11 protein-coding genes are annotated in these 15,830 nt (G+C 63.4%); 10 read left to right on the top strand and 1 reads right to left on the bottom strand.

All coding sequences use genetic code 11. The features are described 5' to 3' along the window. The 10 genes from BFW87_RS10620 to BFW87_RS10575 all read left to right on the top strand — a co-directional run bounded on the left by BFW87_RS10620 (nucleotide 1) and on the right by BFW87_RS10575 (nucleotide 14,256). A complete protein-coding gene (locus tag BFW87_RS10620; RefSeq protein ID WP_078739792.1) occupies nucleotides 1-1,305 on the top strand; it encodes a DotU family type VI secretion system protein in 1,305 nt (434 codons plus the stop codon). Then, nucleotides 1,302-4,802: a type VI secretion system membrane subunit TssM gene (gene tssM, locus BFW87_RS10615; protein ID WP_078739791.1), complete on the top strand. Its 3,501-nt coding sequence runs from the start codon at nucleotides 1,302-1,304 to the stop codon at nucleotides 4,800-4,802. The genes BFW87_RS10620 and tssM overlap by 4 nt, the downstream gene beginning before the upstream one ends. Then, complete coding sequence (gene tagF / locus BFW87_RS10610) at nucleotides 4,799-5,452, top strand: type VI secretion system-associated protein TagF (RefSeq protein ID WP_078739790.1); 654 nt, start codon at nucleotides 4,799-4,801, stop codon at nucleotides 5,450-5,452. Before tssM ends, tagF begins: the two co-directional genes overlap by 4 nt. Beyond that, the gene (locus tag BFW87_RS10605; RefSeq protein ID WP_078739789.1) at nucleotides 5,453-6,172 is read left to right on the top strand and encodes a PP2C family protein-serine/threonine phosphatase; all 720 of its coding nucleotides are present in this window, start codon (nucleotides 5,453-5,455) and stop codon (nucleotides 6,170-6,172) included. Further along, a complete protein-coding gene (locus BFW87_RS10600; protein WP_078739788.1) occupies nucleotides 6,169-9,156 on the top strand; it encodes a serine/threonine-protein kinase in 2,988 nt (995 codons plus the stop codon). Before BFW87_RS10605 ends, BFW87_RS10600 begins: the two co-directional genes overlap by 4 nt. Next, on the top strand, nucleotides 9,156-9,860 hold the full coding sequence (locus tag BFW87_RS10595) for an ABC transporter ATP-binding protein (protein WP_078739787.1): 705 nt from the start codon (nucleotides 9,156-9,158) through the stop codon (nucleotides 9,858-9,860). Before BFW87_RS10600 ends, BFW87_RS10595 begins: the two co-directional genes overlap by 1 nt. Next, nucleotides 9,860-11,044 carry an ABC transporter permease gene (locus tag BFW87_RS10590; RefSeq protein WP_078739786.1) on the top strand — a complete coding sequence of 395 codons (1,185 nt, stop codon included), beginning with the start codon at nucleotides 9,860-9,862 and terminating at the stop codon, nucleotides 11,042-11,044. Before BFW87_RS10595 ends, BFW87_RS10590 begins: the two co-directional genes overlap by 1 nt. After that, nucleotides 11,037-12,749: a formylglycine-generating enzyme family protein gene (locus tag BFW87_RS10585; RefSeq protein WP_078739785.1), complete on the top strand. Its 1,713-nt coding sequence runs from the start codon at nucleotides 11,037-11,039 to the stop codon at nucleotides 12,747-12,749. The genes BFW87_RS10590 and BFW87_RS10585 overlap by 8 nt, the downstream gene beginning before the upstream one ends. An 84-nt stretch (nucleotides 12,750-12,833) precedes the next feature. Continuing rightward, on the top strand, nucleotides 12,834-13,757 hold the full coding sequence (tagQ, locus tag BFW87_RS10580) for a type VI secretion system-associated lipoprotein TagQ (protein WP_078739784.1): 924 nt from the start codon (nucleotides 12,834-12,836) through the stop codon (nucleotides 13,755-13,757). Between the two features lie 124 nt (nucleotides 13,758-13,881). Further along, complete coding sequence (locus BFW87_RS10575; RefSeq protein WP_078739783.1) at nucleotides 13,882-14,256, top strand: helicase; 375 nt, start codon at nucleotides 13,882-13,884, stop codon at nucleotides 14,254-14,256. Between the two features lie 121 nt (nucleotides 14,257-14,377). Here BFW87_RS10575 and BFW87_RS10570 read toward each other — a convergent pair whose 3' ends face one another. Beyond that, complete coding sequence (locus BFW87_RS10570; RefSeq protein WP_078739782.1) at nucleotides 14,378-15,778, bottom strand: aminoacyl-tRNA deacylase and HDOD domain-containing protein; 1,401 nt, start codon at nucleotides 15,776-15,778, stop codon at nucleotides 14,378-14,380. Nucleotides 15,779-15,830 lie beyond the last annotated feature (52 nt).

The raw sequence follows: 15,830 nt of genomic DNA, 5'->3' as shown, positions 1-15,830 counted from the left end.
ATGCATCCCAATGATGATGAACGCACCCAGTTCATGCCGCGTCCGGGTGGCCGCTCGCCTGAACCTGCAAACGGGCAACCTGCTCGCGCGGAACCGGCCCCTTTGTCCATGCCCGCCGCGCCGATCCTCACCGGTAAAAGCCATGGCCTGAACCCGCTGGAAAGCGCCGCCGGCCCGCTCCTGGCTTTGCTGACGCGCCTGCGCAACACCATCGCCCACCCGGCGCCGGCCAGTTTGCGTGCGCAGCTGCTGGCCTATCTGCGCCAGTTCGAAGAGCGCGCCGAAGCCGCCGGTGTAGCGCGCAACGAAGTGCTGCTGGCGCGTTACGCGCTGTGTACTGCGCTCGACGAAGCCGTGCTGAGCACACCATGGGGCAGCACCAGCGACTGGGGCAAACAGAGCCTGTTGATCACCGTGCACAACGAAGCCTGGGGCGGCGAAAAAGTCTTCCAGTTGCTCGACCACTGCCTGCAAAGCCCGCGCGAACGTTTGTACCTGCTGGAGCTGTTGTACCTGTGCATGTGCCTGGGTTTCGAAGGCCGCTACCGCGTAATGAACGACGGTCGCAGCCAGTTGGAAGCCCTGCGTGAACGCACCGCCGCGGCGATTCGCAGCGCGCGTGGCGAGCATGAGCGCGAGCTGTCGCCGCACTGGCGCGGCGTGACCGTGGCGCGCGATCGCCTGGCGCAATTCATGCCGCCGTGGATCGCCGTGGCCATCGGCCTGGCGCTGCTGCTGGCGTTGCTGTTCGGGCTGCGCCTGAAGCTGGCGTCGGATGCCGAGCCGGTGTTCAAGAATATCCATGCCCTTGGCGAGATCCCGGTGCAGGCCATCGATCGCCCGGTGGTGCAGCCAAAAGTGGTGGAACGGCCGCGTCTGGCGGGCTTCTTGGTGGAAGACATCAAGGCCGGTCGCGTCGCCGTCGAAGACAAAGTGGATCGCTCAGTCGTGACCATTCGCGGCGATGAGCTGTTCCCTTCCGCCAGCTCCAGCATTGTCGACGACTACCAGCCACTGATGCTGCGCATCGCCGACGCCATCCGCAAGGTCAAGGGCCAGGTGCGCGTGACCGGGCACAGCGACAACCGCCCGATTGCCACGCTGCGCTTCCCGTCCAACTGGGCCTTGTCCGAGGCACGGGCCAAATCCGTGCTGGAGATTCTGGCGGCCAAGACCGGCCAGGCGGACCGCTTCAGTGCCGAGGGCAGAAGCGACACCGAGCCTGTGGCAACGAACGCTACCGCCGAGGGCCGTGCCCGCAATCGTCGGGTTGAAATCACCGTATTGGCGGAGGGCGTCGAGTGAAGGCGTTTTTCAGTTTCATGATTCGCTGGGTGATCCCGTTGCTGGGCCTGATCGCCCTGAGCCTGATTATCTGGTTTGTCGGGCCGCTGCTCGATGTGCTGATGCCGGAAGGGCGCCGCTGGGCGCTGATCATTCTGGTGTTTGCCGTGTGGATCGCCTACCGCGTGTTCCGCGTTATCCAGGCCCGTCGACAGGCTGCTGAAGTGATGCGCAGCCTGGCGGCGGAAACCCCGGCTGACCCCAATTCTGTCGCAACTGCCGAAGAACTCAGCACCCTGCGCCAGCGCATGGACGAGGCCCTGACGCTGCTCAAGAAAGCCAAGCTCGGTGGCGACGAGCGCCGCAACCTTTACGAGCTGCCGTGGTACGTGATCATCGGCCCGCCGGGTTCGGGGAAGACCACGGCGCTGGTCAATTCCGGCCTGCATTTTCCGCTGGCCGCGCAGCTGGGCGCCGGTGCGGTGCGCGGCGTGGGTGGCACGCGTAACTGCGATTGGTGGTTTACCGATCAGGCGGTACTGCTCGACACCGCCGGGCGCTACACGACTCAGGACAGCAACTCCACGGTGGATAAAGCCGCGTGGCTGGGCTTCCTCGACCTGCTGAAAAAGCAGCGTTCGCGTCGCCCTATCGATGGCGCTTTTATTGCCATCAGCCTGTCGGATTTGCTGCTGGGCACGGACGCCGAGCGCGCTGCCCACGCCGCCGCGATCCGCCTGCGCATCCAGGAGCTGTACACCCAATTGGGCGTGCGCTTCCCGATCTACCTGATGCTGACCAAGCTTGATCTTGTGCCCGGCTTCATGGAGTTTTTCGACAACCTGAGCAAGGAAGACCGCGCGCAGGTGTGGGGCATGACCTTCGCGCTGGACGACGGCAAAAACACCGACAGCCCGCTGGCCCATCTGCAAAGCGAATTCGCCGGTTTGGAGCAACGCCTCAACGAACGTTTGGTCGAGCGTCTGCAACAAGAGCGCGACCCGGCGCGGCGTGACCTGATCTACGGCTTCCCGCAGCAGTTCGGCGCTTTAAAGGATTGTCTGCAAAGCTTCCTCGAAGGCGTGTTCAAGCCCAATGCTTTTGAAGAGCGCGTGTTGCTGCGCGGTGTGTACTTCACCAGCGGCACCCAGGAAGGCAGCCCGATTGACCGCCTGATCGGCGCCATGGCCCAGAGCATGAACCTGGACCGCCAGCACCTGGCGCGCCAGAGCGGCACCGGGCGCAGTTACTTCATCGAAAAACTGTTCACCGCCGTGGCCTTTGCCGAACGCGGGCTGGTGGGGGTGAACCCCAAGGTCGAACGTCGACGCAAGTGGATTGCGCGCGGTGTGCTGGCCGCCACTGTTGTTGGGGTGCTGGTGGTCAGCAGCCTGTGGTGGGTGAGTTATCGCGCCAACCAGGCGTATATCGCGCAGGTCGATCAGAAAGTCGCGCCACTCGGCCAGGCCGTGCAAACCCTCAGCCCGGCGCAGCGCGATGTACTCGCCGTGCTGCCGCTGCTCAACGCGGTAAAAGGCCTTGCCGGCGATTCACCGAACTGGGCCGAAGGCTTGGGCCTGTATCAGGGCGACATGCTCGAAGCCGAGTCGGGCAGCGTGTACCGCAAGCTGTTGATCGCCGTGTTCGCGCCGCGTCTGGTGACGCGTATCGAGGAGCAACTGCACGGCGGCGGCAATTCCGACTTCCTCTACGAAGGCCTCAAGGCCTACCTGATGCTGGCGGATGCCGAGCATTACGACCCGGACTTCATCAAGGCGTGGATCGCACTGGACTGGGACCGCAGCTTGCCGCGCGACCTGCCGGCCGATCAGCGTCAGGCGTTGACCACCCATTTGCAGGCCTTGTTCGAACGCCATCCACCCAATGCGCGCCTCGACCCACGGCTGATCGACGACCTGCGTCGACAGCTGCAACAACTGCCGGTGGCCCAGCGCGTGTATGACCGGGTCAAGCGTCAGAAACTGCCCGACGGCATCCCGGATTTTCGGATCAACGAAGCCGCCGGCCGTGACGCCGCGCTGGTGTTCAGCCGCAAAAGTGGCAAGCCGTTGGGCGAGCCGTTGAGTGGTTTTTTCACCGCCAAGGGCTATCGCCAGGCCTTCCTGCTGAGCAGCCTGAACCAGACCGGCACCCTCGCCGAAGAGCAATGGGTGCTCGGCCATGAGCAGGCCGATCAGCAAAATGTGGTGAGCCTGGCCGGTGATGTGCGCCGTTTGTATTTCCAGGACTATCAGCGCCAGTGGGACGCGCTGCTGGCCGACATCGACTTTGTGCCGATTACCAGCGTGGCCCAGGCTGCCGACGTGCTGCGGGTGATTTCCGGCCCGACCTCGCCATTAAAAAAACTGCTGGTGGCCGTGGCCAGGGAAACCGATCTGCAAGCCGAAGAACGCCAGCTGGCCGCCAAAGGCGTGCCGGTGGAAGGCGGCGTCGACAAGCTTAAAGAGCGCCTCGGCAACTTGCTTGGCCAGGAGCAACAGACGGCCAGCAAGCCCGAAGCGGCGGATGATCCGGTGACCGCGCACTTTGCCGAACTCAACAGCATCGTCAGTAAAAACGAAGGCGAACCGGCGGCCATCGACGGTCTGCTGGCCGATATGAACGCGCTGTATGTGCAGGTCAGCGCCATGGTGGGCGCCAGTGGCGATGCGTTGCTCGGCGAAGCGAAGAACCAGGCCGCGGCGGCTGCCACGCGGGTCAGCCTGAATGCCGAACGCCAGCCGCCGTTGGTGCAGGGCATGGTCAAGTCGGTGGTCAATTCCACCACCAACAGCATGATGGGCGGGGTGCGTAACCAGCTGAATGCGGCCTGGGTCAGCGAAGTGGTGAATGTGTATCGCCAGTCCCTGGCCGGGCGTTACCCGATGTCGCCGGGCAGTGCCCGCGATGCAACGCTGGATGACTTCGGCCAGTTCTTCGGCGTGGGCGGGGTGATGGATAATTACTTCCGCAAATACCTGCAGCCTTACGTGGACACGTCTACTCAGACGTGGCGCTGGCAGCCGGGCGCGGCGCAGAAGCTCGGCATCGCGCCGGGCGTATTGCAAACCTTCCAGCGGGCGGCGGCGATTCGTGATGCGTTTTTCCGCGCCGGTGGCACTCAGCCGATTGTGCGTTTCGAACTCAAACCGGTGTCGATGGACCCGACCATCACTCAGTTCCTGCTCGACCTCGATGGCCAGCAATTGAGCTACGACCACGGCCCGAGCCGCCCGGTTGCGATGCAATGGCCGAACCCCGGCAGCATTGGTGTGGTGCGTATTTCGATCATGCCGCCGTCGGCCAGCGGGCGTTCGGGCGTGACCCTTGATGGTCCGTGGGCCTGGTTCCGCCTGCTGGAACAATCGGACCTCACGGCGGGTAATTCGCCGGACCGCTTCAACCTGCGCTTGCGGGTTGATGGCGCGAGCATCGCCTATGAGCTGCGCGCGAACAGTGCCTTCAACCCGTTCAAGAGCCGTGTGCTCAGCGGCTTCAGCCTGCCGGAGCGGCTATGACGACGCCCGGTTTCTACGGCAAATTGGCCAGCCGCGGGGACTTTGTCAGCCGCGCCTTGCCCCAGAGTTTTATCGGCCCTTGGGACAGCTGGCTGGCGTCGGGTTTGCTCGCCAGCCAGAACAGCCTCGGCGGCGACTGGCTCAACGTGTACCTGGTCAGCCCGCTGTGGCGTTTTGTGCTCGCGCCGGGCGTGTGCGGGCCGGATGCGGCGGCGGGTGTGGTGATGCCGAGCATTGATCGCGTCGGGCGCTATTTCCCGCTGGCGGTGGTGGCGTTGCTGGATCACGACACCAATCCCGCTTCCTTGGTCGGCGGCCCGGACACGTGGTTCGAGCAGGCCGAGGAGCTGTTGCTCAGCACTCTGGATGCCGGTGCCACCTTTGAAAGCTTCAGCGATGGCGTCGACAACCTCGGCATTCCAGCCAGCGAGCTGCGCGCAGCAGACAGCCGCTTTGCCGGCCTGCAGCGGGTGGCCGCCACCGTGCCTCACAGCCGAATGACCGCACTCGCAGAATTTGCCTGCGAAGGCGCGAGCCTGTGGTGGGGCCGAGGTTCCGAACGTATTTCCCCCGGTTTATTGCGGTGTCAGGGCCTGCCTGCCGCCAGCGATTTTGCGCAGTTTTTGCTTGGACAAGAAGGTGTGGTGTAGATGGGCTCGACGTTCAAATCCGCAAGCAAAAGCCATGTGGGCATGGTTCGCCAGGTCAACGAAGACGCGTGCCTGGACCTGCCGGAAAACCGCCTGTGGGTGGTAGCCGACGGCATGGGCGGCCATGCGGCAGGCGACTACGTCAGTAGCCTGATTGTCGACAGCCTGCGCAATGTGCCGGTGGGCCGTTCCCTCGATGAATACTCGGCGGCGCTGCGCAATGACCTGATTCGCATCAACGCCGCCGTGCGCGAAGAAACCGCCAACCGTGGCGTGACCATGATGGGCAGCACCGTGGTGGTGTTTGCCGCCCGTGGTTTGCGCGGCGTGTGTTTGTGGGCGGGCGACAGCCGCCTGTATCGCCTGCGCGACGGCGTGCTGGAAAGCATCTCTCGCGATCACAGCTACGTGCAGGACCTGCAAGACAGCGGCCTGCTCAGCGAAGCCGATGCCCGCGTGCACCCGCGCGCCAATATCGTGACCCGCGCAGTGGGCGTGGAAGCCCAGCTGGAGCTGGCGGTGGTCGACCTGCTGATCGCCCCCGGCGACAGCTACCTGCTGTGCAGCGACGGCCTGAACAAAACCGTCGAAGACCACGAAATAGGCGAAGTTCTGGGCCATGACGCGCCGGATGAAATCGTGCGCAGCCTGGTGCACCTGGGGCTGAACCGGGGCGCGCCCGACAACATCACCGCCATTGTCGTGAAGGTCTCGCCATGAACATCGTGATTCCGGGTTATGACATCGACGGCGAGATCGGCGAAGGCGCCATGGCCAGCGTGTACCTGGCGACCCAGCGCTCACTGGAGCGCAAAGTGGCGCTGAAGGTGATGGCGGCGGCGCTGGCGGCCGACCCGAGTTTCTGCGAGCGTTTTTTGCGCGAGGGCAAAACCCTGGCGCGCTTGTCGCACCCGCACACGGTGACCATCCATGACATCGGCAATGTCGGTGAGCTGTATTACATGGCCATGGAATACCTGCCCAATGGCACGCTCAAAGAGCGCATCGCTGCCGGGCTGACGCCGGAGCAGGGCCTTACCTACATCCGCCAGATTGCCTCGGCGCTGGGTTATGCCCACGCCCAGGGGCTGGTGCACCGCGATGTCAAACCGGCGAACATTCTGTTCCGCGCTGACGGTACGGCGGTGCTGTCGGACTTCGGTATCGCCAAGTCGCTGGATGATCGCACCCAATTCACTCAGGCCGGTTTTGCCGTGGGCACGCCGAGCTACATGAGCCCGGAACAGGCGCGAGGCCAGGAGATTGACGGCCGCGCCGACCTGTATGCGTTGGGCGTGGTGCTGTATGAAATGCTCGTCGGCAAGCTGCCGTATAACGGCACCGATGCGCTGTCGACGGCGCTGGCGCACCTGACCGAACCGTTGCCGGAACTGCCGGTACACCACGGGCGATATCAGGACGTGTTGCGCAAGTTGTTGGCCAAAGACCCGGCCGAACGTTTCCCGGATGCGGCGGCGTTGCTGAGGGCGCTGGACCAACTGCCGGCAGAGTCGCTGGAAGCCACGCTGGTGCGGCCGCTGCCGATTCCGCTGAGTTTTGATCTGGCCGGCATCACGCCCGAATCCATCGAGATTCCCACCGACAAGCCCCAGCCCCAACCGGTGCGCCAACCCGTGGTCACACCGACGCAGCACCGTGCCGTTTCCGAGCAGCGCCGTGGGCCGGTGTTGGCGCTGGCGGCCGTGGCCGTCGCGGTTGCGCTGGCCATTGGTGGCGCCAGTTACTGGTGGTTGAGTGGCGGCGATGCGCCCGCCAAACCGCCCGTTGCCGTGGTCCCGAAAACCCCGCCGCCGGAGTTGAAGCCGGTGGTGGTCGAAGTCGATGGCGGCCAGCGGCCTCTGCTGATGGCGGGCAAAAAAACGCTGTTCCAGCGTGTGCTCAGCAAGCCCGGCGCGAAACTCTCCCATGACGCCGGTGGTGCTTCAGGCGAAGGCCTGCCGGCGTTTTCCGTGCTCTACGTTTACCAGCGCAAGGATGTCGACGGCAGCCCGTGGATTCGCGTCGGCGCCGCCACTGACGGGCGCAGCGACGGTTGGCTGCCGGCCTCGCAAGTCAGCGACTGGAAGCAAAGCCTGGTGCTCAAGTTCACCGAGCGTTCGGGCCGGGCGCCGGTGATGTTCCTGCGCCAATCGGCTGAAGTCGAGAAGCTGCTGGCTGACCCTGCCGCGGCCAAGAGCGTGTTGGCCGAGGCGCAGAAAAACGGCGAAGACAATCAACGGGTGTTAGCGCTTGAGCCAACCGCCAGCGCCGTCCCGCAGAACCAGTTCTACCTGCTGCCGATCTTTGATTCCAAAGAGAGCTTCGACGAAAATGGCCAGCCGGTGCAGTTGCTCAATGTGGCCTCCATCGACCCGGGCAGTGTGGCGGCCAAGCCTGCCACGCGGGCGATAAATTCCAGTGCCAACGCCGATGCCTTCCGCACCGCCGTAGTGCTGGTGGTGGACACCACTGTGTCGATGCAACCCTACATCGACCAGGTTCGCGACGTGGTGCACGAGCTGCAAACCCGCATCGCCGAACGCGGCGAGCTCGACAGCGTCAGCTTTGGCCTGGTGGGCTTTCGCAACAGCATCAAGAAAACCCCGGGCCTGGAATACGTCGCCAAAACCCTGATCACCCTCGACCAGGGCCGCGACCCGCAACGCTTTCTCGACATGGCGCGCCAAGTCAAAGCGTCCACTGTGTCGAGCCACTCGTTCAACGAAGACGCGTTTGCCGGGGTGATGCAGGCGGTGGACGGCATGGATTGGTCGGGCTACGGCGGTCGCATTATTTTGCTGGTCACCGATGCCGGCGCCCTGCGCAAGAACGACCCGTTCGCCACCACCCAGATGAACGAAGCCGAAGTACGCCAGGCCGCGCTGGGCAAGCAGATCAAAATCTACGCCCTGCACCTGCGCACCGACGCCGGCAAGAAAACCCATGCAGGCGCCGAAAGCCAATACCGCATTCTCACAGCCGACGCCAACCCGCAGATTGGCGACCTCTACACACCCGTGCCGGGCGGCGATGTGCACAAGCTGGGTGAGCGTGTCGATGAGATCGGCAGCGTGTTTGCCAACCTCGTCCATCAGGTGCGTAGCAACACGCCGCAGCCGGTGCCATTGCTGAGTGCCGCACCGACTCTGGCCGACAAATCCGCCGCCGTCGGCTACGCGATGCACATGGACTTCCTCGGCCGCAAAACCGCGAGCCAGGCGCCGCAACTGGTCAGCGCCTGGACCGCCGACCGCGACCTCACCAACCCGGCACTGCCGGCGTTTCAAGTGTGCGTGATGCTGACCAAATTGCAGCTCAACGACCTGCAGCAATCGCTGAAACTGATCGTGGACGCGGCGCGCAAAACCCAGACTTCGCCCAAGGACTTCTTCCAGGAAATCGCCAGCGCCTCGGCCTACATGAGCCGCGACCCGCAAGCCCTGCGCAAGGGCGGCAACCTGGCTGACGGCGGCATTCTCGGTGAATACCTGGAAGGCCTGCCGTACCGCAGCAAGTCGCTGAACATGACCCAGGACTTGTGGTTGTCGTTGAGCGTGGCTGAGCAGGAAGACTTTATCGACGAACTGGACTCGAAAATCCGTCTCTACGAAACCTTCCACAATGACCTGGCCAACTGGGTCCGTTTCGGCGATGCCGAGCCGGGCGATGCGTTGTACCGCGTTCCGCTGTCGACGCTGCCGTAATGCTGAATCTGAACGCAGTGCACAAGAGCCGGGGTGTCGGTAGCCAGCGCTATAGCCTGGTGATTCCGGCGTTGACGCTGCGCGCGGGTGAGCAAGTGGCGATTGTCGGGCCGAGCGGTTGTGGCAAAAGTACGTTGCTGGATCTGCTGGCGCTGGTGTTGGCGCCGGATCAGGTGGGGCAGTTTGAGTTCCATCAGCAGGACATTGGCGGGCTGTGGCGCGCGGATCAGCAGTCTGCCCTCGCAGCCCTGCGAGGCCAGCACTTGGGCTATGTGTTGCAAACCGGCGGGCTGCTGGGCTTTCTCGATGTGCGCGGCAATATTGCGTTGTCTCGCCAGCTGTTGGGGTTGAAGGATGACGGCAGCGTGGTGCGCCTGGCCGAGAGACTGGAAATCAGTGACCAATTGGCCAAGAAGCCGTCCGCGTTGTCGGTGGGTCAGCGCCAACGCGTGAGTTGCGCGCGCGCCCTGGCCCATGCGCCGCAACTGGTGCTGGCCGACGAACCGACTGCGTCCCTCGACCCGTTGAACGCCGAGCGCGTGATGCAGGCGCTGTTGGCTCAAGCCCGCGAACACCGCGCGGCCTGTGTGATCGCCACCCATGACGAACCCCTGGCCCGCGCCAGTGGCTTGCAGGTGCGGCGCATCAGTTGCCGTCGCGACACCGACGGCGGCGTCACGGCCACCCTCGGGGAGGCGTGCTGATGCGTATCGGTCTGGTGGCGTCGCTGGCCTGGCAGGATTACCGCAACGACGCGTGGCTGTCGGCCTGTTCAGTGCTGGCGTTAGTCGCGGTCATCGCGCCGTTACTGGTGTTATTCGGCCTGAAATTTGGACTGGTTAGCAGTTTGACCGAACGTTTGGAGACCGACCCCGCCACCCGTGAAATTATTCCGTTGGGCGGCGGTCGATTCAGTCGCGTATTTGTCGAGCAGCTTGGCGGGCGCGGTGATGTGGCGTTCGCCCTCCCGCGTACGCGGCAGATTGCGGCGACGGCGCAGGTGGGCACGTTGACTCTGGAAATGCTGCCGACTGCGCCGGGTGATCCTTTGCTGAGCGGCTTGCCGGTGCCGAAGGGGTTGGACCAGGTCGTGTTGAGCCACACCGCCGCCGAGAAGCTCGCGGCGCGGCCTGGCGACTGGCTGGAAACCAGCTTTGCGCGGCAGGTGGCGGGGCGCGTCGAAGCGCAGCGCACGCGGGTGCAGGTGCTGGCGGTATTGCCCCTGGAAGCCTTCGCCCGAGACGGTTTATTGGCTGATTTAAGCCTGCTGGAGGCTGCAGAAGATTACCGCGATGGTCGCGCTGTACCCGCCTTGGGTTGGGAAGGTGAAGCGGTGGGTGTGGGTGAGCAGCGGGTGTACCCGGCGTTTCGCCTGTACGCGCGCAGCCTCACCGATGTGGAACCGCTGCGGGTGTATTTCGCCGCGCAGAATCTGTTGGTGTCGACGCAGGCGAACACCATTGCCCAGGTGCAATCCTTGAGCCGCAACCTGTCAATTGTGTTTTGGGTCATTGCCGCGCTCGCATTGGCGGGCGCGTTTGCGGCGATTTTCGCCGGGGCGCTGGCGGCGGTGGCGCGCAAGCGTCGGGAGTTGTCGGTGTTGCGCCTGTTGGGGTTTTCCACCGGCGGGTTGTTGGTGTTTGTGGTGCTGCAGGCGCTGTACAGCGCAGGCTTCGCCGCCCTGTTGAGTGCCGGGCTGTATGGGTTGGCTGACGCGGCGTTGAACAAGCTGTTTGTGCAGGTGCCGGGCGAGTACGCCAGCCACCTGTTGGCGCGGCATTACGGTGTGGCCCTGGCGGCTGTTTTCGGCGTCAGCGCCGTGGCGGCGGCGTGTGGTGGTTGGCGAGTGGCGCGTATCCAGGCTTCTGAAGGAATCAGAGATGTATAAGTTACTGGGCGCCGCCGTGGCGCTGAGCCTGGCCTCGATGGCCTGGGCTGATGAGGCGAGCGACAAACTCGACAATCCAAAACCGCTGGCGGATGACGTGAGCCTGCCGCTGCCGTGCGAAGGCAGCATGGTGTTTCGCTACGCCTACGTGCTGGCGCAAGGCACCCTGGATGACCGTGAAATCAGCCTCGGCTACCCCTTTGCTGAAGGCGAGGCGGGCTATCAGCAATCGTTTATTTCCGGCTACCGCCGCGACTTCATCAATGGCCAGTTCACCCTCAAGGACCTGCCCAAAGACTGGAACAAGGTCATCGCGCCGCTGATGCCGAAGACCGACGCCAAAACCCCGCTCAAGCCCATGCTGTACTTCATCGGCAAGTACGAGGTGACCGCGCGCCAATACGCCGCCGTGATGGCGCAGGCGCAGTCTTTGGCGAGCAATGAACCGGCGCCAGCCTGCGACATTCCCACGGGTATGGCTGCGCGTTTGCCAAAGGTGAAGCTGTCGCGCTTTGAGGCCGAGCGCTTCTCGGCGGTGTACAGCGCCTGGCTGATGAAATACCACCGTGAGTTATTGCCGGTGAGTGGGCGTGGTTCTTCAGCCGAAGACGGCGGCCTGGGTTTTGTGCGTTTGCCGACCGAGGTGGAGTGGGAGTTCGCCGCGCGCGGTGGCCAGGCGGTGAGCCGCCAGGATCTGGAAGGGCGCCTGTTTCCTCGGCGTGTTGAAGGGAGCGAAAGCGACGGCCCATTGGGTGATTACGCAGTGTTCAATCAGGTCGCAGGCGGCACCGGTCAGGCCGCGCGCTTGATGCCGATTGGCACCAAATTGCCCAACCCGATCGGTATGTTCGACGTGATTGGCAACGCCGCGGAAATGGTCCAGGAGTCCTTCCAACTGGTGCATGCCGGGCGCCGTCAGGGCACTTACGGCGGCTTTGTGGTCAAGGGCGGCAACTACCTGGAAGGCGAGGGCACGTTGTTTACCGGCATGCGCCGCGAGTACCCGTTGTTTGCTGCCGACGGCACCGAACAGAGTAACGAGACCACCGGATTTCGCGTGGCAATTGGCGCGCTGTCGGCGCCGCGCTCGCGCTACAAGGAATTGTTCGAGCAGTGGCAGAAAGAGGGCCGTCTGGCCTCGCTGACCGACGCCATCGATGACGCCCAGGACCCAACCAAACGCCTGGACAGCATCATCGCCAGCAGCGTCGACCCCAAGCTGCAAGCCGAACTCGGGCTGGTCAACGAAGAGCTCAAGCGCAACGTTTCGCTTATCGCCCAACAGCGCGAGGAAGCGGCGGGCAACCTGATTCAGTCGGCTGCGTTGGTGGCCGAGACCATCAGCAACTACAACATCCGCTTGGCCAACCTGCAGAAAAGTCGCCAGCAAGCCAAAGACAATAAGGATGAGGCCAGCGCGCAGCTGTTCGACATGGCCATCACCAATGGCCGCAGCGCCCTCGACGGCGCCGTGGCGATTTATATCGACAACCTGGCCACCGGCACGCGCTACACCGATGCGGTGATCCAGGCGCAGTTTCAACGGATCAAGGAAGAGTTGGATCGCAAGCCAGTGCTCGGCAAGAGCCTGGTGACGCGCGCGACACTGTTCGTTCGCCATGTCGGCAACTACCGCAAGCAACAGCGGGCCGACCCGGCAACGATCTTGAAGGAATTGCTCGCAGCAAGCGGTCAGCGGTCTTGACCGATGGCTGTATAGCGAGCTTGGAAGGGACTCAGGCGGCGGTGGGCCGTGCTGGGCAAGTCAAACTTAAAAGAGAACACACCTATGCTTTTTTCACGTAAGGCGGTTTCCAAGCGTCACCTGCTGCTGATCGCGGCCGGTTTCAGCACCGTGCTGACCGGTTGTGCCACGTCGCCAGCCTCCAAGGTCGCGTCGAGCACCAAGGTCGAGTACTACCCGAACTGCTACGAGCCGGTGCAGCACTTGCGTGCAACCGATTCGAACATGACCAAATCGGTCGTGACCGGTGCGGCCATCGGCGCAGCCGGCGGTGCACTGCTGGGCGCCCTGACCGGCGACTCCGACAAGCGCGGCCGTAACGCAGCCATCGGCGCAGCGGGCGGTGCCCTTGCGGGCGGCGCGGCGGGTTACTACACCGAGCGTCAGAAGCAGATCACCGATGACAACCAGCGCATCGCGTCGTACTCCACCGACTTCAACAAAAGTGCGTCCGACATCGACCGCAGCACCGCGTACGCCAAGGCGTCCCAGCAGTGCTACCAGAGCGCGTTCACCAAGCTGGTGAATGATCGCAAGGCCAAGACCGTCAACGACACCGAAGGCCGCAAGCGCCTGGCGGAAATCGTCTCCGGCCTGAAAGAGTCGAACGACCTGATCGTTGCGGTTAACGGTAAGGCCAGCGAAGACCTCAACAACTACACCCAGGCCTACGAGCAAGACCTGCAACAAGTGGGCGTGCAGCGTGCCGACGTAGTGACTGTCGCCAGCGCCGACACCACGCCGCCAGTGGCTCCGGCCAAAGGCAAAAAAGCCGTGAAGCCGGCGAAAAAAGCGGTGCTGCCAACCGTGCCGAAAGAAGCGGTGACCACCGAGAAGAGCATCCAGACCGTGCAGGCCAAGCAAGCTGAAAGCAAGCAAGTGGCCAGCGCCGGTAAAGCGCAGATCGAAGGCACTTGCCGCGACCCGAACCTCGCCGACTGGGCGCCGGTGCCGTGCCCTAACGTTTAAGTAACATGCTGCTATAAGCGTCAAACGCCAGCCGATCTTCCGCTAATGCGCAAGATCGGTGGCGTTCTCTTTGCAAATCGTTACACTGCTTCGGCCACTTAATAATGATACCGAGGCCGTTTGCATGAAATTTCGTCTTTTGTTGTGGGTGCTTGGCCTGATGATGGGCAAAGCCAGCCGCACCAATCCTGCCTTCCAGCAACAGTTGGGTGACAAAGACCTGGCGTTCCAGTTGCAGACCCTCGACGGCAAGGTTGCCCGTCACTTCATCGTCAAAGACCAGCGCATCACCAGCCGCTCGGGCGTTCACCCGGCGCCGGCGTTTGCCATCGCATTTAAAGATGCCGCCTTCGGCTTCGCCACGATGCAGGCGAAGAACAAGCAACTGGCGTTCATGACGGGGATCCAGGACAAGACGATCCAGATCAAGGGCAACCCGGCGCTGGTGATCTGGTTCCAGGGGCTGACCAAGTATTTGAAGCCGAAGAAAAAGAAGTAGGGCTTTCAGATAGACCGAGGTGGATTCATCGCAGGCAAGCCAGCTCCCACATTTGACGGTGTTCACATATCAAAATGTGGGAGCTGGCTTGCCTGCGATAGCGGTCTGACAGGTGGGAAATTCAGCCCTGGCTGAACTGGGATGCCAGTTCGCGCAACAACACCTCAGCATCCAACACCTTACCCACCACTTCCTCCGCCTTGTCCCGGCTCAAGCCCAGGCGCTCAAGCAGTGCATCCGGAATCGCCTCGTCCGGCCCGGAGCCAATGCCGCGGCTGCGCAACAAGCGCACTGCCAGGCACACCAGGTTCGGGTACTCGGCGTATTGGCCGTCGTAGCTCGGGTCGTGCTGGAAGCGCAGGGCGGTGGACAGTTCGTCCGGCATGTCCCAGTAGCGCATCAGCCAGGCGCCGATTTGCTCGCGACTGATGCCCAGCAAGTGTTGCTCGACGTAGCTGTGGCACAGGTGCGGGTTGACCTCCAGGTGACGGCAGATCAGCGAGAAGTGCGGCGGGAACACGTGGGCCAGCAGCAAATAACCGAAGTTGTGCAACAGGCCTGCGAGGTACGTCAGGCCCGCTTCGGGGCGCTGGGCGCGCGGCATGGCGCGGGTCAGGCCTTCGATCACGGCGGCGGTGTAGATCGACTGGTGCCAGTACGGCGTCGACTGATGCGGGTGGTCTTTGGGCAGGCTCAGGGTTTTGCCCAGGGCCAGGCCCAGCGCCAGGTTGATCACCAGATCAAAGCCCAGCACGCGCACGATGGCGTCTTCCACCGAACGAATTTTGCCCGGTGAGGCGTAGTACGGCGACGCGGCCCAGCTCACCACTTGGGCGGCCAGGGCCGGGTCGGTTTCGACGACGCCGGTGATGTCATCGATGGTGGCGTTGGGGTCGACGCGCAGCTTGATGATCTTCTGCGCAGTGTCGGCCAGTGGCGGAATTTCGAGGGTTGCTTCCAGGCGCTGCTGGATGCGGCGGGCGGTGAACGCCTGCATGGCCTGGGTGATTTCCTCGCGGTCATCATTCGGGCGGTCAAGGTTGGGGCGAATGTTGCTCAGTGGCTCGCCGAAGTGGCCGGCGCTGGCCTTGGTGAGCATGGTCTTGAAGTCACCGCTGGCGATTTCCAGCAACAACCCGGCTTCGCCCGAGTGCACCAGCAGGCTCGGCTCGTTGAGCAGGCTGCCTTCGTACAAGCAGGGTGAAGTGGTCAGTGCGGGCAGGCCCGGCAGCAGGCTCAGGTCATGCTTGCCCAGCATGCGCTCGACACGATCCGGCGACACGGCCGTGAGGCGGCGGCCGGTCAGTTCGGCGAGGCGGTTAAGGTCAAGCAGTTGGTTCTGGGGGAACAGCACCATCAGCGCGCCAACGGCATCTTCCAGCAAGACTGCCTGGACCTTTTGCGCGGGATTCAGGCCAGGTTGCTCTGCAACCTCCGTGAACGGAATAGCGAGCTTTGCGAGCAGAGCCCGAATGACCGGCGGTGCGGTCAGTGGGGCTGTGGCGAGGGCAACTTCTGACATGGCCTGATCCAAATTCGTACAGTCATCGAAGTATAACCAGCTTGATACAACT

It is taken from the genome of Pseudomonas fluorescens, from assembly GCF_002022275.1.
Classification (GTDB): domain Bacteria; phylum Pseudomonadota; class Gammaproteobacteria; order Pseudomonadales; family Pseudomonadaceae; genus Aquipseudomonas; species Aquipseudomonas fluorescens_AJ.
Note: the sequence above shows the minus strand (reverse complement) of the source record. Positions and strands in the feature narration are given on the sequence as shown.